Here is a 23,966-nt window from a genome sequence, read left to right on the forward strand (position 1 = left end):
CGATCATGACCGCACGATCTCCTCGCCACTCATGACCCCGCCATCCCCCGGCCCGGCCCTTTGCCGCCCAGCATGTAGTGGCCAATCTGCTCCGGGGTGACCTCGCCCGGACGGAACTCGGCCACCAGTTCCCCGTTGTACATGACCCCCACCCGGTCGCTGAGGGAGAGCACCTCCTCCAGGTCGGCCGATACCAGCAATACGGCCCGGCCGTGGTCCCGTGCCAGCAGCAACTGCTGGCGCACGAATTCCGTCGCGGCGATGTCCAGGCCCCTGGTGGGTTGGGAGGCGACGATGAGGGAAGGCTCCCGCGTCAACTCGCGGGCCAGGATCAGCTTCTGCTGGTTGCCACCCGACAGGTTACGCACCGGAATATCCAGGGCGGGCACCCGGATGTCGAACCCGTTCACCAGGGTACGGGCGTGGGTCCTGGCAGACCTGAGGTCGAGCCGGTAGGGCAGGGAAAAACGCCTGGATCTGTGCAGGCCCAGGACGCCGTTTTCCCAGACGGTCATGGTCAGGATGAGACCGCGCCGGTGGCGGTCTTCGGGTATGTGGGCCATACCCAGTTCCCGTATTTGCCGCACCGTCCGATCGCCAATGGGGTGGCCGCGCACCAGCATGCGTCCCCCGGACGGCTTGCGCAGACCGGTCAGGGCTTCCACCAGTTCCGACTGGCCGTTGCCCTCTATCCCGGCGATGCCGTAGATCTCCCCGGCCTTCACCCGCAGGCTGAGCCCCCGCACTGCCGGGCGCCCTCCCCTGCCCGGCACCGTGAGGTCTTCGACCAGCAGGCAGTCCTCCCCCGGCCGGTAGGGACCACGCGCCAGTTCGAACAGTACGGGCCTGCCCACCATCATGCGGGCCAGATCGTCCTTTGTGGCCTTCTCCCTGGGCACCGTGTCCACCAGGACACCCCGGCGTAGCACCGATATACGGCTTGCTATCTCCAGCACCTCATCCAGCTTGTGACTGATGAAGATGATGGTCTTGCCCTGGTCGCGCAGGTTGCGCAGGTTCACGAACAACTCCCGCACTTCCTGGGGAGCCAGGACGGCGGTGGGCTCGTCCAGGATCAGGATTTCCGCACCCCGGTACAGGACCTTGAGGATTTCCACCCGTTGCTGCTGCCCCACCGAGAGTTCGCCTACCCGGGCAGCGACGTCCAGGACAAACTCGTACCGCCGGCAGAGATCCTCCACGACCCTGTGCGCGTCTCGCCCCCGCAAGACCCCCGCCCGGGCGGGTTCCGATCCCAGCACGATGTTCTCCAGAACGGTAAAACGGGGGATCAGCATGAAGTGCTGGTGCACCATGCCGATCCCCAGTTCAATGGCCCGGCGGGGACTGTCGATCACCACCCGTTTGCCGCCCAGCCGGATTTCCCCCGCGTCCGGCTGGTAAAGGCCGGCGAGGATCTTCATCAGGGTGCTCTTGCCGGCACCGTTCTCCCCCACCAGGGCGTGGATCTCGCCCTTGTCGATTCCCAGGGATATGTGGTCGTTGGCCACGACCCCCGGGAAGCGCTTGGTCAGGTCTCTAAGTTCGATCAACGCCATTTACTTGGGCAGATTCTTTTCGAACTCGGCCAGCTCCTTCTTGTCCGCCGGCACCTTTATCTCGCCGCTGATGATCTTCTTCTTCAGTTCCTCCAGCCTGTCCCGGATGTCCTTGAGCATCTCCTGGTTGTACTCGTTAACGGCGTAACCCACGCCGTCCTCAGCCACCCCGAACACCCGGTACCCACCCTGGAACTTGTTTTCCAGGGTGGCCTTGATGGTTTCGAATACCGCCACATCCACCCGCTTCAGCATGCTGGTCAGGATGTACGGGCGCTGCTCGGGCTTGGCCGTGAGGGACTGGTCGGAATCCACCCCGATGACCAGCTTCTTCTGGGAGGCACCCGCCTCGATCACGCCGATCCCCGAGGCACCGGAGGCGTGGTAGACGATGTCGGCGCCTTTCTTGATCTGGGAAAGGGTGAGTTCCTTGCCCTTCACGGGATCCTTGAACGCCTCGCCCGTGGTGCCGATGTAGTCGCTGAATACCTCCACCTTGGGGTTCACGTACTTGGCGCCGGCGATGTATCCCGCCTCGAACTTCTCGATGAGCGGGATCTTCATGCCTCCGACGAAACCGATCTTGTTCGTCTTCGTCTTCAGCCCGGCGGCCGCACCCACCAGGAAGGAGCCCTCATTCTCCTTGAACAGCAAGCAGGAAATGTTGGAGGCCTCGGTAAGGTCGCCGATAAAACCGTCGATGAGCCCGAACTTGGTGCCCGGGAACTCTTTCGCCACCTTCGCAACGTGGTCAGTGAACATGAAGCCGACTCCGAAGATGAGGTCGAACTTATCCTCTGCCAGCAGGCGCAGGAGTTGCTCCCGGTTCTCGCCGCCCGCAGAAGGCTCGAGGTACTTCGTTTCGATCTTGTCTCCGAACTCTTTCTGGGCTCTTTCCAACCCCGCATATGCCGCATCGTTGAATGACAGGTCGCCCCGGCCGCCGATGTCGAACACCAACCCCACCCGGAGCGGCTTGGGCTTCTCCGGCTGCGCGGGGGCAGGAGCGGGCGCCTCCTTCTTGGCGCAACCAGCACCCAGCGTCGCCGCGGCAAAGATCAGCAGAAACCCCACTACCAGCAACCTTCGCCATGCCATTCCCCATCGACCCCCCTCTTCACATGATGGGCTCGACCCCATACCAAGTAACAAAAAGTTCCCCGTCTGTCAGGCAAAATCCTGCCGGCTTACCGGGGCCGGCGCAACGCGTGGGCGCCGCTCGGCACCCGGGACGGGCGGGCGCCGCAGTGCTACCGGGGTGAGGCCCGGGCGTTCTCAGGACATGCTCCGCAACGCATCACGCGACGGCACCCAGGGGCAGCTTGGCTTTCCCAGGCAAGACCGGATGCTGCTGCCGGAGTGGTTGCTGATAGCAGATGCACCGCAGCGATCATATTATGTCTACAGCACTACGTCAGGAGCTTCTCCCGCGGCCACTGTAGCCAAATAGGCGGGGCGTCGTACGTCCACTGGCGCAGGCGAAGCTCCGTGGGAAGAGGAGAGAAAGTGCGCCTGGAAGTAGGGGCCGGCGAACACCCTCTGCCCGGTTACGAACATCTGGACAAGAGACCCCTGGATCACATCGAATATGTGGCCGATGCCCGGCATCTTCCCTTTGCCGACGGCACCGTAGACGAGATCGCGGCCTACAACCTGTTGGAGCACTTCCCGCGGGCGGAGGTGATACCGGTCCTCCGGGAGTGGCTGCGTGCCCTGAAGCCGGGGGGATTTCTCTTTATCTACGGTCCCAACCTGCACGGATACGCCCTGGCCTACGTCGAGGGCAGGCCGGGCTGGGACTTTGGGCGTTTCGAGATCTGGGTGTACGGCAAGCAAGAACACCCCGACGACTATCACTTCGTCGGCTTCAGTCTGGACAGCCTGACCGCCGCCCTGATGGAAGCCGGGTTTGCCCGTGTCGAGCCCATCAGCGGCCGGGACGATGAGGTGATATGCCTGCGCGCTTACAAGGCGGGAGGGAATGAATGACCATGACATTGCCGACGGCTCATGCGGTCCCGGGGCGCACTGCCCGGGAGAACAACCAACCCCCCACTGCCCGGATCACCAACCGGCCTCCCACAGCAGTGGAGTGCGTGCAAACCACCAAAGTCTTCGACCAGTGTACCTTCCAGGAGACACGCAGCCAGTGTTTTCCGATCCCCGAAGACCCGTGCGGACCGTTTCCCCTGCCCCTGGGAAGCACGGCAACGCTGCGAGTGACCGGCGTTTCCTGCCGTATCCTGGATGCGGTGCCGGCTCCACCGCCCCACGGCCCGGGGTTCAAGGTTCTCACCGTGCTGGTGACGGTAACCCTCGAGATCATAGTCCTCAACCAGTACGGTCTGGAACGGTGCAGGTTCCCTGCCACGTTCGCCCTGGTCCGAAACGTGGTCCTTTATGCGCCCGACGGAACCGACCCCTCCTGTGAGGTGCTGTGGTGCGAGGGGACCTGGTGCCTGGTCGTGGACGGCGTTCAACCCCAGGTCTGCTGCGAAATCGACCTGTGCGTGCAGGTGGAAGTAGCCGGCCGGGTCCGTCTGCTAATCCCCGTGGCAGGATTCTGCGAGCCCCGCATTATGTAACCATCGCCAGATGGACCGGCATACGATGCATGGGGAGTTTCCCTGAGTCCTGGAGGAGCCCGAGGTGAGGTGAATTCCCTCTGTGGAAAGAGGAGGAAAAGGGTTGCCCGCCGGCAACGTGGTGGGGCTGATTCTTGCCGGCGGTCAAGGCGAGAGGCTCTGGCCCAAGAGTTTGCCCGAGCGGCCAAAACAGTTCCTCCGCCTGGGCGGCGGAGATCAATCCCTTCTGCAGGCAACCTTCAAGCGGCTCACACAAGTACTACCCCCGGAGCGCATCTGGGTCGTTACCTTAGCTGCATATGCCAGCCAGGTACGCGATCAGCTACCTGACCTGCCTCCCGGCAATCTCATCCTGGAGCCGGCCCCGCGCGGTACCGCCGGTGCCATAGGGCTGGCCTGCGTCATGGGACAGTGGGAAGGCACGGATACGGTGCAGTTGGTGCTTCCCGCCGACCACCTGGTGAAGGACGAACAGCAATTTGCCCGGACGCTTCAGGAGGCTTCCCTGGTGGCCCAGGAGGGACTGCTGGTGACCATCGGCCTCGAGCCCACGCGCCCGGAAACAGCTTACGGGTACGTGAAACTCGGCCAGCAACTGGATGGGTGGCCTTTCCCCGTGTACGCGGTGGAGGGCTTCCGGGAAAAGCCAAGCCTGCCGGTGGCCCGGCGCATCTACCGGGATGGCAGGCACCTCTGGAATGCCGGCATATTCGCCTGGAAGGTATCGGTCTTCCTCGCCCGGCTCGCTCAGCACCTGCCCCAACATGCCCGGGCGCTGCAACAGGTTGCCAGGACGCCGCCGTCCGCGCGCGAGGATCTGCTAAGGATGATCTACCCCTCCATGCCCGCCACTTCTGTCGACCATGGCGTAATGGAGAAGATCCGAGAGGGCCTGGCGGTGGTTCCCGCCCGGTTCGAATGGGATGATCTGGGAAACTGGCTGGCGATGGAGAGGATCTTGCCGGAGGATGCCCACGGCAACCGTTGCCGCGGGAACGCTCTGCTCCAAGATTGCCGGGGTGTCCTGGTGGACTGGGAGGGCAGAGCAGCCATCATCGCCGGGGCCAGAAACCTCATCATCGCCGGCTCGGGAGACCGGTTGCTGGTTTGCACCCGCCGTCACTGCCGCAGGCTCGCTAACCTGGTGCGGGCGATGGACCACCTCCCCGCGGAACAGACCACCACTGACGGGGGGAACAGGCCATGCGGGTGCTGATCACCGGGATCACCGGGTTCGCGGGCAGTCACCTGGCGGAATATGCCCTGTCCCAGCCCGGGGTGGAGGTATACGGCACGGTGCGTATCCGCAGCCGCCTCGATAACATCGTTCACCTCACCGGTAAGGTACGCCTGGTGGAGTGCGACCTCCGTGACCCCTTCGCAGTGCGGAGTATGATCGCCGAGGTCAGGCCGAACCGGGTGTTTCACCTCGCCGCCCAGAGTTTCGTCCCCGCGTCCTGGGCGGCACCGGAGGAAACGTTCACCACCAACGTGCTTTCCCAGATCAACCTGCTGGAGGCTACTCGTCAGGAATGCCCGGGCGCCCGCATCCAGGTGGCCGGCTCTTCCGAAGAGTACGGCCTGGTGTACCCAGAGGAGACGCCCATCCGGGAAGAAAACCCCTTGCGGCCTCTCAGCCCCTACGGGGTGAGCAAGGTGGCCCAGGACCTGCTCGGATGGCAGTACCACGCCTCCTACGGCCTGCACATCATACGCACGCGGGCATTCAATCACACTGGTCCCCGGCGGGGCGAAGCCTTTGCCACCTCGAGTTTCTGCCGGCAGGTGGCCGAAATAGAGTGCGGGCTGGCGCCCCCTGTGTTGCGGTGCGGGAACCTGGAAGCCCGGCGGGACCTGACCGACGTACGCGATACGGTGCGGGCATACTGGCTGGCCCTGGAGATGGGGGAGCCGGGGCAGGTATACAACATCGCATCGGGCAGGTGCGTATCCATGCGCGAGGTGCTGGACCTGGTACTGGCGCGGGCACGCTGCCGGATAAAAGTAGAGGTCGACCCCGCGCGCCTGCGCCCGTCCGACGTCCCCCTGCTTCTGGGTGACGCATCCCGGCTCCGCGAGTGCACGGGTTGGGTGCCCGCCATCCCGCTCGAGCAAACCCTCGCCGACCTGCTCGACTACTGGCGGGAACGGGTGGCTCGGAACGCCACACCCACCGGTACCGAGGGAGAGGGTTAGCGATGGTGCGGGGAAAGAACATGGCCTTCAACGGCTACTTCGACATTGAGGCTGCAAATGCCGAGTTCCCCATGGGATGGGTGCCGGTCAACGGCGACCAGGGCACCCGTTGGGAGTGGTCCACGGAGTACCCCGTGCTGGGGCAGCACACGGTGAAGGTTCGCAACACCTCCTATACCCGCAGCATGGTGGGGATAGTCCAGGATCAGTGCTACGCCATCCCCGTGCGGGCGGGCGAGGCGTGGGAACTCTCCGCATGGATGAAGACGGAACAACCTGGTGTCCCCTTGCGTCTGATAGCCGTCTTCATGGATGACACCCTCCGTTACCTGTCCGAATATCACCTCAAGTTCACCTCGACCACCCAGATGCAGCGTTACGGGGGGCTGGTCGTCATACCACCAGGGGTGAGCCGGCTCAAGGTCGCCTGCGGCGTACATGATTCCCCCGAAACCCTCCCGTCCGTACTGTGGATATCGTGGGTGTCCCTGAGGCACATCGAGGACTCCTCGAGCGGGGAGGATCGTAAATGAGCCGCCCTGGTCTCACCGTCACCTACGTGGTCAAAGACGACGAAGAGTTCTTCCCCTTCTCCCTGAGGTCCGTTTACAGCGTGGCCGACGAGGTGGTGGTGGTCGATAATGGCTCGCGCGACCGAACACCCCAAATCGCTCGCGCATTTTCCCGTGTCCGTCTCTACACATGCCCTGGCAAGGATTTCTCTATGCTGCGCAATCTGGCCCTGTCCAAGGTACAGAGTGACTGGGTCATGACGCTGGACGCCGACGAGGTGTTCTATTCCGACGTGGAGGAAGTTGTACCACGCCTGCTGGAGGTACCCGGGGTGGACGGGTACACCTGCTGGTTCTATCACCTAATGAGGAGCTTCTACTACATGCAGAACCGCCAGGACAAGGACCCCCGATACCGCCGGATCTTTCTGTTCCGGGGTACTCCCGGGGTGCACTACGTGGGGGCGGTGCACGAGAGGCTGGTGGGGCTGGGGCCAAATATCCGTGACTCCGGCCTTCATTACGTACACTACGGCTACGCGAAAGACCCCGCCCGGATACTGGAACGCTGGAAACTATATGCAGAACTCGAGGGCAATCCGGGCATTTACGACGGTCGAGACCCGGACCACATCCTGGACGGTCGGCCACTGTACCCGTTCCGGCGGCCGCACCCGGAGGTCATCCACGCCTACGTGCAATCCCGTGCCGCTCAACTGGCAGCCCGGGGATACAAGCTCTACCGCCCCCCGCCACCTGACCCCGAGGAGCAACTCGCCGAATCTCAGCGGGCGGTGATGATCCCATGACCGCACGAGCGACGGTGAGCGCCACCTACATGGTGCTGAACGAGGAGGAGTTCCTTCCTTACTCGATCCGGTCTATCTACAACGTGGTGGACGAGATCGTGGTGGTGGATAACGGGTCTACCGATGGCACCCTGGACGTGGCGCGGAGCTTCCCCAAGGTGCGCATATACCATTCGGACGCCCGCGACTTCTCCGCCCTGCGCAACCTGGCCATATCCCACTGCCAGGGAGGCTGGGTGATGGTGATGTGCGCCGACGAGGTGTTCTACCGCGACGTGGAGGAGGTCGTGCCGCGCCTGGTGCGTGACCCCCATGTGGATGCGTATACCTGCCGTTACTACCACCTGATGCGCAGCTACTACTACATGCAAAACTGCTGCGAGTACGATCCTCAGTTCGAGCGGGTATTTCTCTTCCGCCGCCTGCCGGGGGTTCGCTACCAGGGTCCGGTACACCAGGTGCTGGTGGGGGCAGGACCCCGGGTACGCGACTCCGGACTGTATTACGTCCACTACGGCTACACGAAAGACCCCGCCCTCATCCTGGAACGCTGGAAACTGTATGCGGAACTGGAGGGCAATCCCGGCATTTACGACGGCCTGGACCCGGAGCACATCCTCGATGACCGGCCCCTTTACCCCTTCCGGCGCCCACACCCGGAGGTTATCCGTGACTACATCGAGACGAGGGCCGCCGAGCGCGCGGCCCGGGGCGAGAAGCTATTCCGCAAGCCTCCTCCCGACCCGGAAGGTGACTGGGGTTGCAGGTAACCATCGTAGGGCCTCTGGACGACGCCACGGGGTACGCGGAGATTGCCAGGGAGATAGCCCTCGCGTTCCACCGCCTCGGCGCCCAGGTCCGTACCCATCCCGTGGCCTGGGGCGTACCGCGCCCCGACCTCCTGCCCGAGGTCGGGTACCTCCTTAACAGCTTCCGGGCCGGTCGTCACGCCACCGGGCCCGTACTCTCCATCGGCATCCCACCCCTGTTCACCCGTGAGCCCGGCCGGCCCTCCGTGGGGTTGACCATGCTGGAGTGCGACCGGGTCCCGCCGCGCTGGGTTGACGCCTGCCTCGACATGGACGAGACATGGGTACCCTCGTCCTTCAACGCCCGCACCTTCGTCGAGAGCGGGATGCCGCCGGAAAAGGTCAAGGTGTTTCCCCTGGGCGTAGACACCTCCCGTTTTCATCCCGGTGTCCCGTCCCTCCCCCTGCCCGGCCGGCGCGCGTTCGTATTCCTCTCGGTGTTCGAATGGACCCCGCGCAAAGGGTGGGACCTGCTGCTGCGGGCCTTCACCCGTGCCTTCTCCGCCCGAGATAACGTGTGCCTGGCCATCAAGACGCACTCCAACGGCCCCGACTACGATGCCTCCGGGCGGACGATCCGGGACTGCATCCAGACCATGTTGCAGGGAAGCAAGGGGGAGCGGCCCCCGGTACTGGTGCTGCCCGGAGTCATCCCCCAGAACCAGGTCCCGTCTCTGTATGCAGCCGCAGACTGCTTCGTCCTGCCCTCCCGGGGTGAAGGCTGGAACTTGCCGGCACTGGAGGCACTGGCGTGCGGGGTCCCTGTAATCACCACGCGCTGGTCGGGGCACCTGGATTACCTGGACGACGACAATGCCTACCTGGTGGAAATCGAGGACCTGGAGCCGGCAGCCTGGCCCGGCCACCCCGCAGACGAAGTGTATCGCGGGGCCCGCTGGGCGCGTCCCTCCATAGAGCACCTGGCCCACCTAATGCGCTGGGTATACGACCACCCGGAAGAGGCCCGCGCCCGGGCCGAGCGCGGCAGGAGGCAGGTCTCCACTAAACTCACCTGGGACCGCTGCGCCGCGGCTATGCTGGAGAGGTTGAAGGAGCTAGACGCCCGGCCACGCCGGACAACACGGACCTCGCCCCTGCGCACCTTCTGGGGGAAGTGGTCCTGGACTCCCCCCGGTGCCCGGTCGGAAGCAGCCGAAGGCGGGGCATCCCCAACCGCGCTCTCCCAGCGCGCCCCGAATCCGCCAAAAGGGGGTGATGGCTCGCCGGCGGTACTCCTCGTAGTCCCCAGTTGGGGCGAGATATGTGGAGTGGCTGAGTATACCAGATCGCTGGCTGCGGCCCTGCAGGCCGTGGGGTGCCGGGCACGAGTGGCAGGGAAAGAGCATGTCAGTACCGATGGTTTGGCCAGCCTGGTCGCCCCGGGCGAAGTGGTCCACCTTCAGTACGAGTACAGCCTGTACGAACTCGAAGCTTTACGGGCCATCCTCGCTCGGCTCCAGACCATGCACGTTCCTCTCGTACTCACCCTGCACTCTTACACCGAGGAGGCAGTTCGCCACAACGCCATGTTGCGGGACGTGCGCCCCCTCATCGTTCACTCGGAGCCCACGCGGCAGAAGCTCACATCCAGCGGCTGGAGCCCTGATGGCCTGCACGTCATTCCCATGGGGGTTAAGCGATTCTCCCTGCCGGCCCGATCGGCTGCGGCGGAGAGGCTGGGGCTGGGCGAGGGTCCCCACATCGGTTTTGCCGGCCTCATGCACTGGCACAAAGGATTGCTAGCCCTGGCCACAGCAGCCGCCCGGCTGCGGAGCGTCTATCCGCGGATCAGGTGCCACGTTTTCAGCCCGGTGGGTTCCGGTATCCCGTCCGCTAGCTACCTGGAACACTTCCTGCACGAATGTGGTGCCCGGGGTCTCGAGGGGGTCGTTTCCCTGCACCTGCGTCTTGAACCGGAGGAGCAACTGGTAGCGCACCTGCACGCGATGGACGTGAACGTACTTCCCTACGAGGATTGCGGTTACTGGTCCACTTCGGCGGCGGTTCGCCTGTTGATGGCCGCCCGTCGACCGGTGATCACCACAGATGTGCCCTTTTTCCGCGACCTGGGCGAGGAGGTACTGAAGATTTCGGAGTCCAGCCCGGAGGCCATAGCCGATGCAATTGCCTTCGTGCTGTCCCATCCCGGGTTGGCCGCCCTTACGGTAGCAGCTGCCGATCGCTACGTGGAGGAAAACTCATGGGAACTGTGTGCCCGCCGTCACGTGAACCTGTACCGGGCGGTCCAGGGCACCGGAGGTGATTGGGCATGAAGATTGCGTTCTACTACGCCTACCCTGCGGAATGGGATTGGAACGACGAGGACCTGGACAGCGCGGGCGTGGGAGGCACGGAAACCGCGCTCATTCTCATCTCGAGGCAACTGGCCCGCGATCACCGGGTCACCGTGTTCAACCGCACGCGACGGGAAGGGAAATTCCACGGCGTGCAGTACCGCAGGCTGGACTCGTTCGACTACGAGGAGCCGTGGGATGTTTTCATCGTTATGCGCGGGAGGGCACCCGACCTCAAGCGGGTCAAAGCGCCGGTCAAAATCTACTGGTCAATAGAAGAGGATGCCGTCCTGGTGAAAGACTGGAGCGAAGTGCTCCCTTACGTGAGGGCGGTGTTCACCATCAGCCCCTTCCACACTGCCGAACTGCAGCGCCGATCGGGAATTCCCCCGGCAAAGATCTATGAGACACGCCTGGGAGTGGATTGGGAAGAGTACGCTCAACCCCTCCCCAAAGAGGCGGGAAAACTCATCTACTGTTCGGTGCCGGGCCGAGGCCTGCCCTACCTGGCTTCCATCTTCCCCCGCATCCGGGAAGTATTTCCCTACGCCCGCCTGGTGATCACCAGTGACTATTCCCTGTGGGGCCGGCCTCCCGGCACCGAAGGATACCGGGAACTCTTCGCACATCTGCCGGGGGTGGAGTTCCTGGGCAACGTACCGCGCCCCCGCTTGATCCAGGAGCAAAAGACCAGCGTTTTGCACGTGTACCCCTGCACGGTGGCGGAACTGTTCTGTCTGGCCTCCATCGAGTGCCAGGCAGCCGGCACCCCCACGGTGGCCACCGCCCTGGGAGCCCTCGAGACCACCGTAGCCGACGGCTACTCTGGCGTCCTGGTGCGGGAAACCCCCGGTCAGCCCGCCTTCTATACCCGTTTCGCGCAAGCGGTATTGACCCTCCTGGGGAACCAGACCTGGCTCGAGCAAATGGCCCGCCAGGCCCGCACCCGGGTACAGGCCAGGTACACGTACGCTCACATCGTGCAGGAATGGGTGGAGCAGTTCGACCGCTGGGCACAGGAACCCTCCGGGGAGGAGAGACCGTGGGACATTTCGAGTCAGGACTGACCTCTGTCGTAGTCATCGCCCACAACGGCATTCACTGGACGCGCCGGGCAGTGCAGGCCATACTCGCTCACACCGGGCCCCCCTACGAGTTGTTGCTGGTTGACAACGGGTCGACTGACGGGACGGGTACCTACTTTCAGGAGCTGGCCCAACAGCACCAGCACGTCAAGGCCATCCTCAAGGAGCGCAACTACGGCGGCTATGCGCGGACTTTCGCCATGGAGGTGGCGAGGGGGGAGTTCATTGCCTGGGTGGACAACGACGCCGAGGTCGGGGCAGGATGGCTCGACACCCTGATCAAAGCGTTGGAGGACCCGGCGGTAGGCGCGACGGGGCCGGAAGGCGTCGCGTACCGCCGGGACTGGGGCCATCTCTTTCACACCAAAGGGTGGCCGTCCGAGCAGGCTACCGGCCAGAAGGTAGACGTCCTGGTGGGGTACTGCCTCCTCATGCGCAACCTGGTGTACTACATCGGCTTTCTTGACCCCACCTTTTACCCCGCCTGGAATGAGGAAGCCGACTACTGCCTGCGCGTCAAGCTCCTCGGTTACCGGCTGGTAGTGACCCCCGTCCCTGTGGTCCACCACGAGCACAAGACGGGATTCCCCGGGGTGACCGACGTGCACGCCCACATCGCCCGCATGAACCAGATGCTGATCGACAAGTGGGAGCCGTTCAAGCACCTGGTGCTGGAGGTATATCGCCAGGGGGAATCAGGGCAGTGAAGGGTCTGACCGTGGGATTGATCACCACCTGGAACGCCAGGTGCGGGGTATCCGAGTACAGCCGGGATCTGGCCACAGTCCTGCGCGCGGCTGGGTGCCAGGTAATCGTCCTGGCCAGCTACCCGGTGCAGCCGGTACCCTGGGCCACCGACGACGCCCTGGTGCACCGGTTCTTCTACACGGGCTGGCACCGCGAACGGGGCGTTGACCCGGGAACCGCTCTGACCGCTGTGAAAAACCACCGCATAGATGTCCTGCACCTGCAGTATCAGAGCTTCATTTACGCTCCTCCCTTCCTCGAACACCTTCCCCGGCTGGCGCAGGCCGCGCCCCTGGTAGTCACGTTTCACGATCCCTGCATCCCGCCCGAATTTCCCCTGACTTCGGTGCGCCGGAGCATCGTGCACAACCGGGTCCTGGCCGAAATGATACGCAGCGTCCCCGTCCACGTCATCCCGCCGGGCTGCCACCTCCGTGCCGATCAACCTGCCCGGGCCGTGCGAACCCGCCTCGGCCTCCCGGGAAACCCGGTCCTCACCTCATTCGGGTTGGGGAGGACCGCTCACGAGACCGTGCTGGAAGCGCTCGCCTATCTGCTGGATGCCTACCCGCACCTCACCTACGCCATCGCCGCGCCCCCCGCGCGCATGCCCCCGGTGTACGAGGCAGCCCGGCGCCTCGGCCTGGAAAGCCACCTCGTCTACGCGGGGGATTTCCTCCCCCCTGATGCTCTGTTCGACCTCCTCCAGGCCGGAGACGTGGTGGTACTGTATTACCCCGAGTTCGGGGTACGAGGCGTCTCCTCGGCGGGGGCGCGCCTGGCTCTTGCGGCTCACCGTCCGGTGGTTCTGACCGACGTCCTGCTGTTTCACGACTTGCCCGCAGAACTGAAGGTACCGTTTGGTGACCTCGGTGCTCTAGAGGAAAGGCTCCGCATGCTGCTCAGCCTGGACGGTGAAGCCCTCCGGATGATCGAGTTGCAGGATGGGCTGGTGCGGGAGAACGCGTGGCCCACCGTGGCCCGTCGTCATATCGACGTCTACCGCGCAGCTATCGGCACCAGAGCCGGGACGGCCTGAGCGCTCAGCACGCCCATGCCCCGGCCCCACCACCGTCTATCCCTCGCCTGGCCGGCGTCGCCAGGGCAGGTTGATCTCCACGAAGTTGTAGGGAGGCAGGGGAGCTACGTACTTGAACGAGAGCTGGTGTGCATGCCGGTCGCCCAGCGCTCGGACGGCACGCGCCAGGTCCGGTTCGCAGTCCCTGGACACCAGAAAAGCAGCATTTATCAACATCCGGACTGATAGGGGCTGGTTGAGCCGGTACCCCAGGCAGCAAGGGGCCAGGTGATTGCAGATCTCGGGCGTGAAGCGCTGCCGCCACGCCTGTACCGTTGCTTCCACAGCCTGACCCACCTCGATGGCGATCTGGTACCTCTGGGCGGGATTGTGCTCGCCCGCTGACTGCATTTGCGCGGGGTCGTATCCGGCGGCCCGCAGCACCGCTTCGGGCACCCAGAAAACTTTCAATTCTGCCTCCACCTTGTGCCGCAGTCGCTCAAGTTCAGACGTGAGCACGCTGCTGTACATGGCCAAGCAGGCTCTCAGTTCGCTCTCGCCCGGAACCACGGTACCAAAGGCAACCGGCAGCACCGTGTACTCGGGTATCAGGCAGTTGAGCACCCGGTCGTGGGCGAGAAGGTACGCCACCTTGGGAGCAACTCCTCCGTCGGGAGCAGGGCTGACGACGGCAGCCATACCTCCCAGTGGGATGACCTTCACCTCTGCCGGCGGGTCACCCACTCCCACGGGGCCCAGCGATACCTCGCTCGTGCCGTCAGTTATCCCGTAAAGGTAGAGGCCTGTTTCAGCCATGGTCACATCCGCCTCCGTGCCGGCAGCGGACAGTGTGTATGGCCGCCTCAAGTGTGGGATGCACCACTGGCGTCCCAGAGACGCTTTCATCTCAACGGGAAGGCGCATCCGGTCCCGGGGCCCTGCCAGGGGCAGACGCCGAGAAAACCACCTCGGCCACCGTCCGCGGTTCCACCCGGGTTTCGTGCAGGGCCAGTTCGATCCTGACCCGCATCATAAGCAGCGCCTTGCCGTTGATGGCTGTAAGGCCGCTCTCGCAACGGGCATCCACGACCCGCGCCACCGGTGCCTGGCACAGATCGGCATCACGGGAACGAGGAGCCAGGTAAAAGCCGTGGTGACACCTGGTCAGGGTGCGCATGCCCAACCGGGAGGTGCGAAGTGTCGCGACTACCTTGTACCGGAAAAAGACGCACCAGCCCGGCTCGTCAGGAAGTACACGCACCGATGTGAGGTGTACGGACGAACTCTCAATGCTCTGGATGGGCTGATACAGTGTGTAGGTATGAAAGCGCTCGTACCGCTCCAGGTGAGTGCTGTGGATGACACTCACCAGGGCTTCCAGCGGCGTCAGAGTCAGGCCCTTGTGGACAATACTCACCGCCAGCACTCCCCCCGGGCAATAGTCCCGATACCGCGAGTCGGATCCCTGGCGGTAGTCAGTATATGCCCACCGGGCAACTGGGGACATAAAGCATAGCATTGCGCCCCGGTTACAGTGGCGGGGGCACTCCGCATACCTTATAACCGGGAGGGCCACGGACAACCGCCATGCGGACACTGATTCATGTTTCCATAATTCACGCCGAGGTTGACCTTGGTTCCGCCGCATCCCGGGCGCGCTCCCGGTACGGCAAAGAAACCTGGGCGCGCCATCAGCAGGAAATCCGCGCATACTGGCACCAAATATCCCGGGAACTGGATCTCCTCGGGCTGGACTGGAGCCGGGTGAAGGTTTACCACGACAGCTTGCCTGCGGGAGGCAGCGATGGCCTGAGAGTGGTGCGCAGCCTGGCAGCACGAGGTAGCCCCAACTACAAGCTGGTGCAGGAACTAGTAAAAAGAGGGGCCACCCTGATTGCCACCGAGGATCTGCGCCTGCTGCTGCGGGAATACGAACTGGTAAGCAGCGGCAGAACTTGCCCCAGGGAAGAGTTTGATCAGTTGCTCTTGGCCCGCGATCGTCACATGGCTACCCGAATCGCGGAAACTCTGATGGAAGGGGAGACGGGCGTCCTCTTCGTGGGGGCTGCGCATCAGGTCACCAGATTCCTGCCGGGAGACATCCGCGTTGTCTTCGTGCCCTCCCGTTACGCAGGGCAGCAGGCGTGACTTTTGGGACGGGTCCCCCGTGGTCACAGCCTGGCAGATGAAACCAGAATGTGGCCAGGCATGGGGATGGGGCCGGGCAAGAGATCACCCGGGTAAGCAGAAACTTCCTCGGAGCCCAGAGGACCCCCCAGCAGCCGCACCCAGGCGTTGTCGCGGGCGAACTGGAGGGTTTCATAGTAAGGACTCCATTCGCGGTACTCCGCAGGGTACGTGGGGACGAATACCGTCAGGTACCGGTGCCGGTCGTTTGGCTCAGGTTCGCACCCTGTGATGATCACCTCGGCGGCTGCCTCTTGCAGCCGGCGCAACGCACCAAAACAAGGATGCGACCGGTCGCCATGGCGCAGGAGGGCATGCAGGCTGCTCAGAGCCCGTCCTGCTGCAGGCGTTCCCTGAGCCAGAAGGCACTGCGCCAGGCCGTGGGCTGCCGCTTTGATCAGCCCGAAGAAATTGCCGTCCAACTTTATGGCGACAGGGGGATACTCGCAGGCGGAGCCTATGCACCTGATCAGGGTGCTCACTGCCGCGCTACCCCGGGCGGTCCGTCCCTCCCCCAGCCTCTCTTCGGGGACAGGGCCCGGGCCATAGTTACACCCACCCGCTGCCCCGCTCCCCTGGCGCTGGCCGAGCGACTCCAGGATCTTACGGTAGGGCCAGCCCTCAAGGGAGGAGATCTCAGCCGGAACCACCAGGTGTCGAGCAGCCGGCGGATCGGACGCAGCCAGTTCGTACGCGACCTCAAGGGAATTCATGTAACACGCATCCAGAACCAGCACGTCAATCGCCTTTCCGGCATGGGCCTGAGCCAGAGAAAGGGCGCGGGCAAGCCCATTGACACCCATGACCCAGACGGCGCCGTTCGCAAAATCAGTGAGCGCACCGAGGATGCCCACACCGTGGCCAGACAGGATGACCATCCGGTACGGGGACGACGCCCTTTCAAGACCCCACCTTACAAAGTCGTACAGCGTGTGGGGATCAGCCATGTTCACGTCCGGCCGCTCAGCCACCAGGGTCCAGCGGCCGCTTGTGGCGACTGCCCTCCCCTTTCGCACCACCCCCACCGTGGCCCGAAGAAGGTACCGTCTTGCCCCCGTCCACTTACCACCGAAGGCCGAATTTGCAGGCCTGCCGCCCGGGTCCCGGGCCAGCCCTTGCGGGGCCCGCGCTAACTGCACCACGACATCCAACCCCTCTGCCCTTGCCCGTTCCAGATCCAACAGCGATCGACTCACTGCTGGTTCCAGTCCGCCCGCACCCGCCAGGTAGATCAGCACGGTCCACAGGGTATGCCTGTGTTGGGCGCCGCGGCAGGGTTCGCGCATTCCGTCTTCACCTGACCCGGACCAGCATCTTCTTCATCAGTGTATGGGCGGGGGACATGATCGTTCCTTGCCGGGTCATGCAGCCAAACTTCCGGAAAAGGCCGGTGACATAATCTCGTGGTCCGGCATAAGAATGTGTGCGGGGAATAGCAAGGCCAGAGCAGCTTCGAGCACTGGGCCAGCATGCTCCCCTGCCGGCGCCAGACGACCGTCACCAGGTGTGCGACGCTCTGAAAAGGGGATAACGATGGCTGAAAAAGAAATGACCAGAGCAGGTCCCTCCGCAGGCGGAGCGACAGAAGAACAGGTCCTCGCCCGAATGCGGACGGCTGCGACTCTAATCGGACCGCAGCAGCCACTCACTCAAAGCTTTCTCGTCACTCTCAACGGAGACTATGTGGCAGCCGGCGTGGGCATGCGCAATCTGGGCTCGGGGCAAATCGCCATCGACCTTCCCCCTTATTCCAGCATCGTGCGGGCCCTGTTATACTGGTCGATCATTCGCCAGGCGGCGGCAGGCCCAGCACCCGCTGGCGGCTGGCTCAATGGGCAGGCTATCACAGGAACATTGATTGCCACCACGGGCAGCCCGGGTTGGCCTGATCTCGCTGAAGCGGAAGCCGGCACCACCCTCGCCGACGTCTTCCGCGCCGATGTCAGCGAGATTGCTGTGGCGGGAAGCAACTTCCTGACGGAATTTCCCTCCGGGCTGACCGACGGAACTCCACCGCAGGACGCCCCGAGGGCATTTCCCCTGCTCAACGGAGCATCCCTGGTTGTGATCTTCAGCAACCCCGGCTTTCCGTTGAAAACGGTGATCGTCAACGATGGCGGGCAGACCGTTTTCGGCAACACGGTGTCCACCACTCTCCAGAATTTCGTCGCTACCAGCCCTGTCCAGGCCAAGACCACCTATATAGTGTCAGATGGCCAGGCGCGTTTTCTGAGCGACTCCGCCCTTTTTGAAGCGACGGCCGTAGCGGGACCGGGGACAGGTCTCAAAACCGCCGATGCTTTCGACGGCCAGGATGGGCTGGTTTTCTTTCCTCTGGACGGCCTGTGGGATACTCTAACCGTTGACGTAAGTGGGTTTATCAACCCTGGAGACACTTCAGCCGTGGCTGCTATCACCGCCGGAGCCGGAGGCGGCAGCGACTGGCTGACATATGTGGCGCAGGTTTTCTCTGTTACGGCAGCGGAAATACTGAGGGTGCGCGGCTACCGCATCCCGGGCATGGTGCCACTGGGCCCAAGGGCTTCCTGAACCCTCTCCCGGCCAATAACCGCCTTGCCAGCGTGGGGGCGCTTCTGATACCGTAATATCCGTGTTCAAGATTTCTGCACGCACCTCCGGCTACGTTGCTCTGGTGGTGGGAGGCATAACCTGGGGTACCACGGGACTGTTCGTGCGCGCGCTGAACACGCACGGATGGCAGCCTCTGGACGTCGCCGCTGTCCGTACCACCTGTTCCCTAGTCCTCCTCGCCGCGGGCGTGACCATGCTGCGCCCGCGCCTGCTATCCATCCGGCGCCGGGACTTCCCCTACTTCCTGCTCTCCGGTATCTCCGGCCCCGGCACTTCCCAGCCCATGTTCATCCTCACCCTGGTGGGCGCCCCCCTGGCCGTGGCAGTCCTGCTCAACTACACGGCCCCTCTCTTCGTTGCCCTCCTGGCCCGGGCGTTTCTGAAGGAAAAGCTTACGGGGCACAAGGTTCTGGCCCTGGGGCTGAGCGTCCTGGGACTGGCCCTGGTGACGGGCGTCCTCCCCCCGGGGGCATTGAGCGCCTATGCCGTCTCTCCCCTGGCATTGATGACCGGCCTGGGATCCGGATTCTTCTACGCCGTGAACCTCCTGGTGCTGCGGCGCCTTTCCGCCACCTACTCTCCCGCCACCATCCAGATCTGGGGCCCCCTGTCGGGGCTACCCCTGTTGCTCGCCATCCGCTCCGCCTGGGTACGCCTGGCACCGGACGCAGCTGCGCTTACCGGAGTGGCTGACGTCACCCGGGTACCCGAGGTCACGGCCGGCACTGCTGGAACCATCCTCCTCATGTCAGCCGGGCCCGGCCTGGCCGCGTTTCTCCTGGTTACATATGGCCTGTGCCGCGTGGAAGCCGCCCCGGCGTCCATATTGCTCACCATAGAGCCCCTGGTGGCCGCCTTCCTGGGATGGTTGGTCCTCGGAGAACATTTGACGCTGACCCAGGCCGCCGGGATGGTCGTGGTGCTGGGCGCAATCTGCACCGTCAGCCTGGAGGGAAAGAACACCGCCACCGTCCCCGTACGCGGGGCAGTGGCAGGGGATGGGCCTTAGACCGGCGAACATACTCCCCACGCACCGGGGTACTGCTTCAGCCGGGCTGCCCTACCAGGGGAGGAGGCAACGGTGCGGATTGTTTCCGGATTCGTCCACAGGCCGGGCGCGCATTGCGGGTCCACGGCCCTGCGCGACTTGGCCGAATCTTGTGCGGGGGTTGAACTGTCCGAAGCCATCTGCTTCGGACTGGGAGCTGGGTTGGGTTTCGCCTACATGGCGGGTCCTGCCCTGTCCCCGTCCCACGGCTTTTGCGGGCGTGCCCCCTACCTGGAGCACCACTTCTTCTCCCACCTGGGAGTCCCATTCGCATGGCACAACGCTCCCCTTGAATGGGAAGAACTATCGAGCTACGTAGACCGGGACGTCCCTATCCTTGCCCTTACAGACCTTTACTATCTGGATTACTACGCATCCACCGTCCATTTTGGCGGACATGCGGTGGTAGTGGCAGGTTACCTCCCTCCGGGAGAGGAAGCCGGGGGTGCACCTGCGTCCAGAGCGTACGGGGTTGTCCAACCCAAAGGCGGCGGTGTGACCGGAGCCGGCCAGAATCCCCAAGGGCTGGACGGGGGCATTGAGGAAGGGAAGGTCCTGCTGGCCGATACCGCCTGGCCCGAACTGCAGCAGGTGCCCTATACCCGCTTCCGGCAGGCCATGCACTCGCTGGCCCCACCCTTCCCCGTGGACGGGCAGTGGACCCCCATCCCCGCATTCCAGGTCGCCTCCCGGATTCTGCCCGAGGCGATCCGCGCTGCTCTGGCCACCTGTGCCCGCTGCTACCTGCACACCCCGCCGCCCCCCGAACTGGCACGGCTCGGGGTCGAGCACTTCGGAATATCGGGCTTACGCGCCATGTCTGCCTCCCTTCCCGCATGGATGGATGCCCCCGACTTCTCCTGGTGCTGTCGCTTTGCTTACCAGATGATCGAGAAGAGGGGGACGGGGGGCAGCGCTTTCCGCCGGATGTATGCCGCCTTCCTGCGGGAAGCCCGCGCCCTGGTGCCGGAGATCCCTCCTACGGCGGTCGCTGAAATGGAGAGGGCCGCCTCCCTGTGGAGCGAAGCGGCAACCCTCTTCCGTCAACTCGCAGACACCGCCCCAGGGCCGCGCGGCCCCACCGAGGTCGCCGCCGGGTTGCGCCGTCTCTCCGGCATCCTGCTGGAAGCGGCCTCTCATGAGGAGGAGGCTTTCCACCTTCTGGCTACCGTCTGAACCGCCTCGCATCCCGTTGTCAGGTCGCGGCCCGGCGGCCTCCTGCCAGCAGGCGGGCGATGCGTACCTTCTCGGGCATGGGTAAGCCCTCGTCGTCCACGGCCCGGCAGGCTCCCCCCACGATGCGCGTGCGCACGGCACCGCGCGCGGCAGGGTTCCCCTGCAGGTGAGGCGCATCGAGGAGCCCGATGCGCACGGCCAGGGCGAGGGTGGCCGCATCGGCCCACGGGTCGACAGTGCCGGGAGGAGCGATCTCCCTGATGGCCTCCAGGAGCAGACGGGCCTCGTGGAGCAGCTCTTCCTTCCGCTCCTGCACCAGGGGATCGCGGGTCATGTCGGGTAACCCGTGGATGGCGTTCCGGATCACGCCCCGAGCTATCCCCACCGCTTCGATAATGTCCTCAGGTGTGGCAGCGTGATGCGCCTCGCAGTGGGCCACCACGTGCACGATGTGGGGACGCAGGCTCATCTGCAGCATGGTGGAGGAGGCCGACTGCCCCTTCGCCAGGCTCATGTCCACGGGAAGGCTGGCCAGGCCCGTCCGCGTCTGTCGGTAGACGGTGAAGTGGCTGTCCTGCAGAGACTCGATCAATTCCACCTTGGCCAGCATCTTGCCCAGGTCCATGGGGAACGTGGTACCCGGTGGGGTGTTGAACATATACTGGGCCACGTAGTGGGTCACGCCGGCCCTCTTGGCGTTGTATGCAGCCAGGAAGGCGGCAGCCACCGCCACCTGATCGGGGGCATCCCGCAGGCTCCAGTGGTGAGCCTCATTGACCTCCAAAGGGATTCCTTCCCGCGCGTGCCAGCGCATGGCCTGCTGGGCCTCGCGGATGGATTCCCCCAGGGGGCGCGAGCTCCGGCCGTCCAGCACGTTGTACCACATGAGGGGCACGGCACCCCAGGCCAGGTTGATGGTATTCTTCAGCATGCGGGCCATGGGGATCAGGTCTCGCGTGCCGCTGTACGAGCGCACCAGGGGGTAGTTGCCGCACCGGGAGGCCGCGTAGATAGCGGCGAAGTCCTCCGGTCGCCGCACCGGCACCCCGCCGGCGCCGTCCTGGCGGGGATCCATCTCGTGGGGCCGGAAGAAACTCTCCTGGGCATTCTGGTCCGGGCCGATGGAAATCACGTCCAGGATGCGGGCCTCCGCCAGCCGGCGGGCTCCCTCGACGGTGGCTTCCAGCGAGGGTAGCCCGAAGTGGTGGCGGATGAGGGGATACGGGGCTTGCCAGGCCACGCGCCCGGGCAGGGTCTGGGGGAAACGTTCCTCCCGCCCCGCCTCCTCCCGGCCCTTGAGATAGGCAATTACCGCCTCATCCCCCTCGGAACCATCGAAGGCGCGCTCGAACAGCCCCGTCCGGCGGGCCACCTCGGCCACCGGGGGAGTCCCTCCGAAAGCCATGCGCCTGGGCAGAAGACCCTTGTGCTCGAGCAGTTCCTTCAGGTCAGCGAGCAGGCGTCCTGCCGCCTCGGGCGTCAACCGGTAAGAGAGGGCCACCAGATCGGGCCGGTGCGTCTCTATGGCCTGGGCCACCTCCTCCGGTGAGCGAGCCGGCCCCAGGAAATGGCACCGGTACCCCTGGTCTTCCGCCAGCCGCAGGAAGCCGAACACGCCCGCCACATGCACGCAATCTCCCAGAGTAGCTGCGAGCACTGTGGGACGGCTCATGCCGCCCGCCTGCCTTGCTACGGTCATGCTGCTTCCCTGCCTTCCCGCACGTAGTCGAGCAAACCGTTCAGGTCCATCTCGGCTAGACCCATACGGCCAAGAGTCCGGCCGTGGCGGAAGTAATCGATGCCGTGCACCAGCGATGCCAGGTGGATCAGGCTGCGCATGGTGGGGGTGGGTACCTCCGCCAGTTCCCCCAGGGACGCCAGGGGCACCAGGCCAGTAGGCACATCCTCCCAGAGGTAGCGCGTATCCAGGCTCCCGGGAGCCCTGATCCCCCGGTAAGCCCCCGTCTCCTGCAGGGCCCCGAACAGGTCGGGACCGTACGAGCCATAGACCCACTTCAGCCAATCCCGGGCCGTGGGCAGGGAAATCCCCAGCGCCCTGGCCACGGCCAGACGTTCAGCGTCCAGAGCCTCCACGATTCGCGCCACTGCCGGCGTGATCCCCTGGTGGTAATGGTCGAACGTCTCCCCGGCTTCGACGCGGGCCAAGTTGAGCAGCACCGGGGCAGGATGGAACACCGCTCCGATATTGTCCAGGCTGGTGTGCAACACCGTCTCTGCCGGGACGAACTGGGGGAAGAATCCCCGTAGCAGAGCCAGTACCCGGGGTGTCTGCCAGGCCGGGAGGGCCGCCAGGGGAACCCGGTGCTTGATGCTGAAGATGTGTACGTGACCGGGTTCCAGTACCCTGGCCGCATACAGCAGGCTCTGCACCTCGGCCACCACGGGCAATCCCCGGCAGCCCCCGGCCCGTAACGCATGCTCAGTCTCCAGAGCGCCCAGGGTTCGCCCCGGATTCAAGACCACCACCTGGTGTTCATCCACGTAGGGAGCCAGAGCATGCGCCAGATCCCGGTGGCCGGTCGCCGGCACCGTGACCATCAGCACCCGCGCCCGCGCCGCATCCCGCACAGAAGAGGTCACATACACCACGCCCACCCCGCAGCCCTCGCGGTACGGCTTGACCGGCACCCGGGCCTCAATGGCACCCGTGACCTTGAGCACCCCCCTGCTCGCCAGATCTTCGATGCGGCCAGGGGTGCGGTTGTACAGGACCACGTCCACCCCCTGCATCGCCAGGTGGGCGGCCATGGCCTGACCGCCGTTCCCCGCCCCCAGGACGGCGAACGACGGCCGCCCTGGATCACCTCGAACCCCACAAGCTCGCACACGCAAATGAAACACCTCCTCGGCCTGGCGGCGCCGGCCCTGGAGGTGGAAAAACCCGACCCGGGAGGTCGTTTCCTGGGTCGGGCATGATGTTCCCCTTAAAGGAGTCAGTCACTTGCCCGGGCCCAATCCACCTCCTCTTTCCACGCTTACGAGGTTAGCTGCCGGGCTCGGATCGAAAGAGTCTGACCCGTCTCGCCTTCGCCTTGTGCCACCCTTCGGCCACCTGAGGCCCGGACGAGATTCGCCCCGTTGGTTTGGTTCCCCCGCTTCCCCTTCAGGGGAATTCAGCGATCAAGCGGATTGGCCGGTAAGCCAACCAAGCATTATTAGGTTCTACCTGAGGCTAGCATATTCTCCAGCTCCCTGTCAACACCCCGCGTTGCCTCACGTAAAAAGTACTCGAAGCGAGGTCGTTGCCTCAAAACCAAAAGGTACTCGAAGGAGGCGACGGCCAGATGTTTCGAAGCCTAGACCATCCGGAATCGACGGGGGATGGTCA

General features: G+C 64.4%; 22 protein-coding genes and 1 riboswitch. Of the genes, 15 read left to right on the forward strand and 7 right to left on the reverse strand.

What is annotated here, in order from left to right; translation table 11 throughout:
* Nucleotides 1–29 precede the first annotated feature (29 nt).
* Both AB1446_01245 and AB1446_01250 read right to left on the reverse strand, forming a co-directional pair.
* Nucleotides 30–1,559 carry an ABC transporter ATP-binding protein gene (locus tag AB1446_01245; protein MEW6545529.1) on the reverse strand — a complete coding sequence of 510 codons (1,530 nt, stop codon included), beginning with the start codon at nucleotides 1,557–1,559 and terminating at the stop codon, nucleotides 30–32.
* Complete coding sequence (locus tag AB1446_01250) at nucleotides 1,560–2,657, reverse strand: BMP family ABC transporter substrate-binding protein (GenBank protein MEW6545530.1); 1,098 nt, start codon at nucleotides 2,655–2,657, stop codon at nucleotides 1,560–1,562.
* Between the two features lie 408 nt (nucleotides 2,658–3,065).
* Between AB1446_01250 and AB1446_01255 the strand changes: the two genes are divergently transcribed.
* From AB1446_01255 to AB1446_01305, 11 genes are all read left to right on the forward strand, one after another.
* Complete coding sequence (locus tag AB1446_01255; GenBank protein MEW6545531.1) at nucleotides 3,066–3,548, forward strand: methyltransferase domain-containing protein; 483 nt, start codon at nucleotides 3,066–3,068, stop codon at nucleotides 3,546–3,548.
* 2 nt (nucleotides 3,549–3,550) lie between these two features.
* Entirely contained in the window at nucleotides 3,551–4,144 is a 594-nt protein-coding gene (locus AB1446_01260) for a hypothetical protein (protein MEW6545532.1), read from the forward strand.
* 103 nt (nucleotides 4,145–4,247) lie between these two features.
* The gene (locus tag AB1446_01265; protein ID MEW6545533.1) at nucleotides 4,248–5,360 is read left to right on the forward strand and encodes a sugar phosphate nucleotidyltransferase; all 1,113 of its coding nucleotides are present in this window, start codon (nucleotides 4,248–4,250) and stop codon (nucleotides 5,358–5,360) included.
* Nucleotides 5,348–6,340 (forward strand): GDP-mannose 4,6-dehydratase, encoded by a 993-nt coding sequence (locus tag AB1446_01270; GenBank protein ID MEW6545534.1) that lies wholly within the window; start codon nucleotides 5,348–5,350, stop codon nucleotides 6,338–6,340. Before AB1446_01265 ends, AB1446_01270 begins: the two co-directional genes overlap by 13 nt.
* Nucleotides 6,341–6,342: 2 nt before the next feature.
* Nucleotides 6,343–6,873, forward strand: a complete 531-nt coding sequence (locus tag AB1446_01275; protein ID MEW6545535.1) for a hypothetical protein — start codon at nucleotides 6,343–6,345, stop codon at nucleotides 6,871–6,873.
* Nucleotides 6,870–7,661 carry a glycosyltransferase gene (locus AB1446_01280; GenBank protein MEW6545536.1) on the forward strand — a complete coding sequence of 264 codons (792 nt, stop codon included), beginning with the start codon at nucleotides 6,870–6,872 and terminating at the stop codon, nucleotides 7,659–7,661. Before AB1446_01275 ends, AB1446_01280 begins: the two co-directional genes overlap by 4 nt.
* Nucleotides 7,658–8,431, forward strand: a complete 774-nt coding sequence (locus AB1446_01285) for a glycosyltransferase family 2 protein (GenBank protein ID MEW6545537.1) — start codon at nucleotides 7,658–7,660, stop codon at nucleotides 8,429–8,431. Before AB1446_01280 ends, AB1446_01285 begins: the two co-directional genes overlap by 4 nt.
* Entirely contained in the window at nucleotides 8,422–10,743 is a 2,322-nt protein-coding gene (locus AB1446_01290; GenBank protein MEW6545538.1) for a glycosyltransferase, read from the forward strand. The genes AB1446_01285 and AB1446_01290 overlap by 10 nt, the downstream gene beginning before the upstream one ends.
* Nucleotides 10,740–11,831 carry a glycosyltransferase family 4 protein gene (locus AB1446_01295; GenBank protein ID MEW6545539.1) on the forward strand — a complete coding sequence of 364 codons (1,092 nt, stop codon included), beginning with the start codon at nucleotides 10,740–10,742 and terminating at the stop codon, nucleotides 11,829–11,831. Before AB1446_01290 ends, AB1446_01295 begins: the two co-directional genes overlap by 4 nt.
* Nucleotides 11,807–12,556: a glycosyltransferase gene (locus tag AB1446_01300; GenBank protein ID MEW6545540.1), complete on the forward strand. Its 750-nt coding sequence runs from the start codon at nucleotides 11,807–11,809 to the stop codon at nucleotides 12,554–12,556. Before AB1446_01295 ends, AB1446_01300 begins: the two co-directional genes overlap by 25 nt.
* A complete protein-coding gene (locus AB1446_01305) occupies nucleotides 12,553–13,635 on the forward strand; it encodes a glycosyltransferase (GenBank protein ID MEW6545541.1) in 1,083 nt (360 codons plus the stop codon). The genes AB1446_01300 and AB1446_01305 overlap by 4 nt, the downstream gene beginning before the upstream one ends.
* A 36-nt stretch (nucleotides 13,636–13,671) precedes the next feature.
* Here AB1446_01305 and AB1446_01310 read toward each other — a convergent pair whose 3' ends face one another.
* Both AB1446_01310 and AB1446_01315 read right to left on the reverse strand, forming a co-directional pair.
* The gene (locus tag AB1446_01310; GenBank protein ID MEW6545542.1) at nucleotides 13,672–14,430 is read right to left on the reverse strand and encodes a GvpL/GvpF family gas vesicle protein; all 759 of its coding nucleotides are present in this window, start codon (nucleotides 14,428–14,430) and stop codon (nucleotides 13,672–13,674) included.
* Nucleotides 14,431–14,521: 91 nt separating this feature from the next.
* Complete coding sequence (locus AB1446_01315) at nucleotides 14,522–15,031, reverse strand: hypothetical protein (protein ID MEW6545543.1); 510 nt, start codon at nucleotides 15,029–15,031, stop codon at nucleotides 14,522–14,524.
* A gap of 170 nt (nucleotides 15,032–15,201) precedes the next feature.
* Between AB1446_01315 and AB1446_01320 the strand changes: the two genes are divergently transcribed.
* Nucleotides 15,202–15,762 carry a hypothetical protein gene (locus AB1446_01320; GenBank protein ID MEW6545544.1) on the forward strand — a complete coding sequence of 187 codons (561 nt, stop codon included), beginning with the start codon at nucleotides 15,202–15,204 and terminating at the stop codon, nucleotides 15,760–15,762.
* Between the two features lie 23 nt (nucleotides 15,763–15,785).
* Here AB1446_01320 and AB1446_01325 read toward each other — a convergent pair whose 3' ends face one another.
* A complete protein-coding gene (locus AB1446_01325) occupies nucleotides 15,786–17,087 on the reverse strand; it encodes a clostripain-related cysteine peptidase (GenBank protein MEW6545545.1) in 1,302 nt (433 codons plus the stop codon).
* A 247-nt stretch (nucleotides 17,088–17,334) separates the two neighbouring features.
* Here AB1446_01325 and AB1446_01330 point away from each other — a divergent pair, with 247 nt between their 5' ends.
* The 3 genes from AB1446_01330 to AB1446_01340 all read left to right on the forward strand — a co-directional run bounded on the left by AB1446_01330 (nucleotide 17,335) and on the right by AB1446_01340 (nucleotide 20,617).
* Nucleotides 17,335–18,351 carry a hypothetical protein gene (locus AB1446_01330; GenBank protein ID MEW6545546.1) on the forward strand — a complete coding sequence of 339 codons (1,017 nt, stop codon included), beginning with the start codon at nucleotides 17,335–17,337 and terminating at the stop codon, nucleotides 18,349–18,351.
* 61 nt (nucleotides 18,352–18,412) lie between these two features.
* Nucleotides 18,413–19,402, forward strand: a complete 990-nt coding sequence (locus tag AB1446_01335) for an EamA family transporter (protein MEW6545547.1) — start codon at nucleotides 18,413–18,415, stop codon at nucleotides 19,400–19,402.
* Nucleotides 19,403–19,474: 72 nt separating this feature from the next.
* Nucleotides 19,475–20,617 (forward strand): BtrH N-terminal domain-containing protein, encoded by a 1,143-nt coding sequence (locus tag AB1446_01340; GenBank protein ID MEW6545548.1) that lies wholly within the window; start codon nucleotides 19,475–19,477, stop codon nucleotides 20,615–20,617.
* A 19-nt stretch (nucleotides 20,618–20,636) separates the two neighbouring features.
* On the opposite strand, the gene AB1446_01345 is transcribed toward AB1446_01340, so the two are convergent.
* A complete protein-coding gene (locus AB1446_01345; GenBank protein ID MEW6545549.1) occupies nucleotides 20,637–22,316 on the reverse strand; it encodes a cobalamin B12-binding domain-containing protein in 1,680 nt (559 codons plus the stop codon).
* Nucleotides 22,313–23,464, reverse strand: a complete 1,152-nt coding sequence (locus tag AB1446_01350) for an NAD/NADP octopine/nopaline dehydrogenase family protein (GenBank protein MEW6545550.1) — start codon at nucleotides 23,462–23,464, stop codon at nucleotides 22,313–22,315. The genes AB1446_01345 and AB1446_01350 overlap by 4 nt, the downstream gene beginning before the upstream one ends.
* A 132-nt stretch (nucleotides 23,465–23,596) precedes the next feature.
* Nucleotides 23,597–23,767, reverse strand: a riboswitch (cyclic di-AMP (ydaO/yuaA leader).
* Between the last annotated feature and the right edge of the window lie 199 nt (nucleotides 23,768–23,966).

The organism is Bacillota bacterium, assembly GCA_040757085.1.
In the GTDB taxonomy this organism is placed as follows: Bacteria; Bacillota; Sulfobacillia; order JACIYH01; family JACIYH01; genus JACIYH01.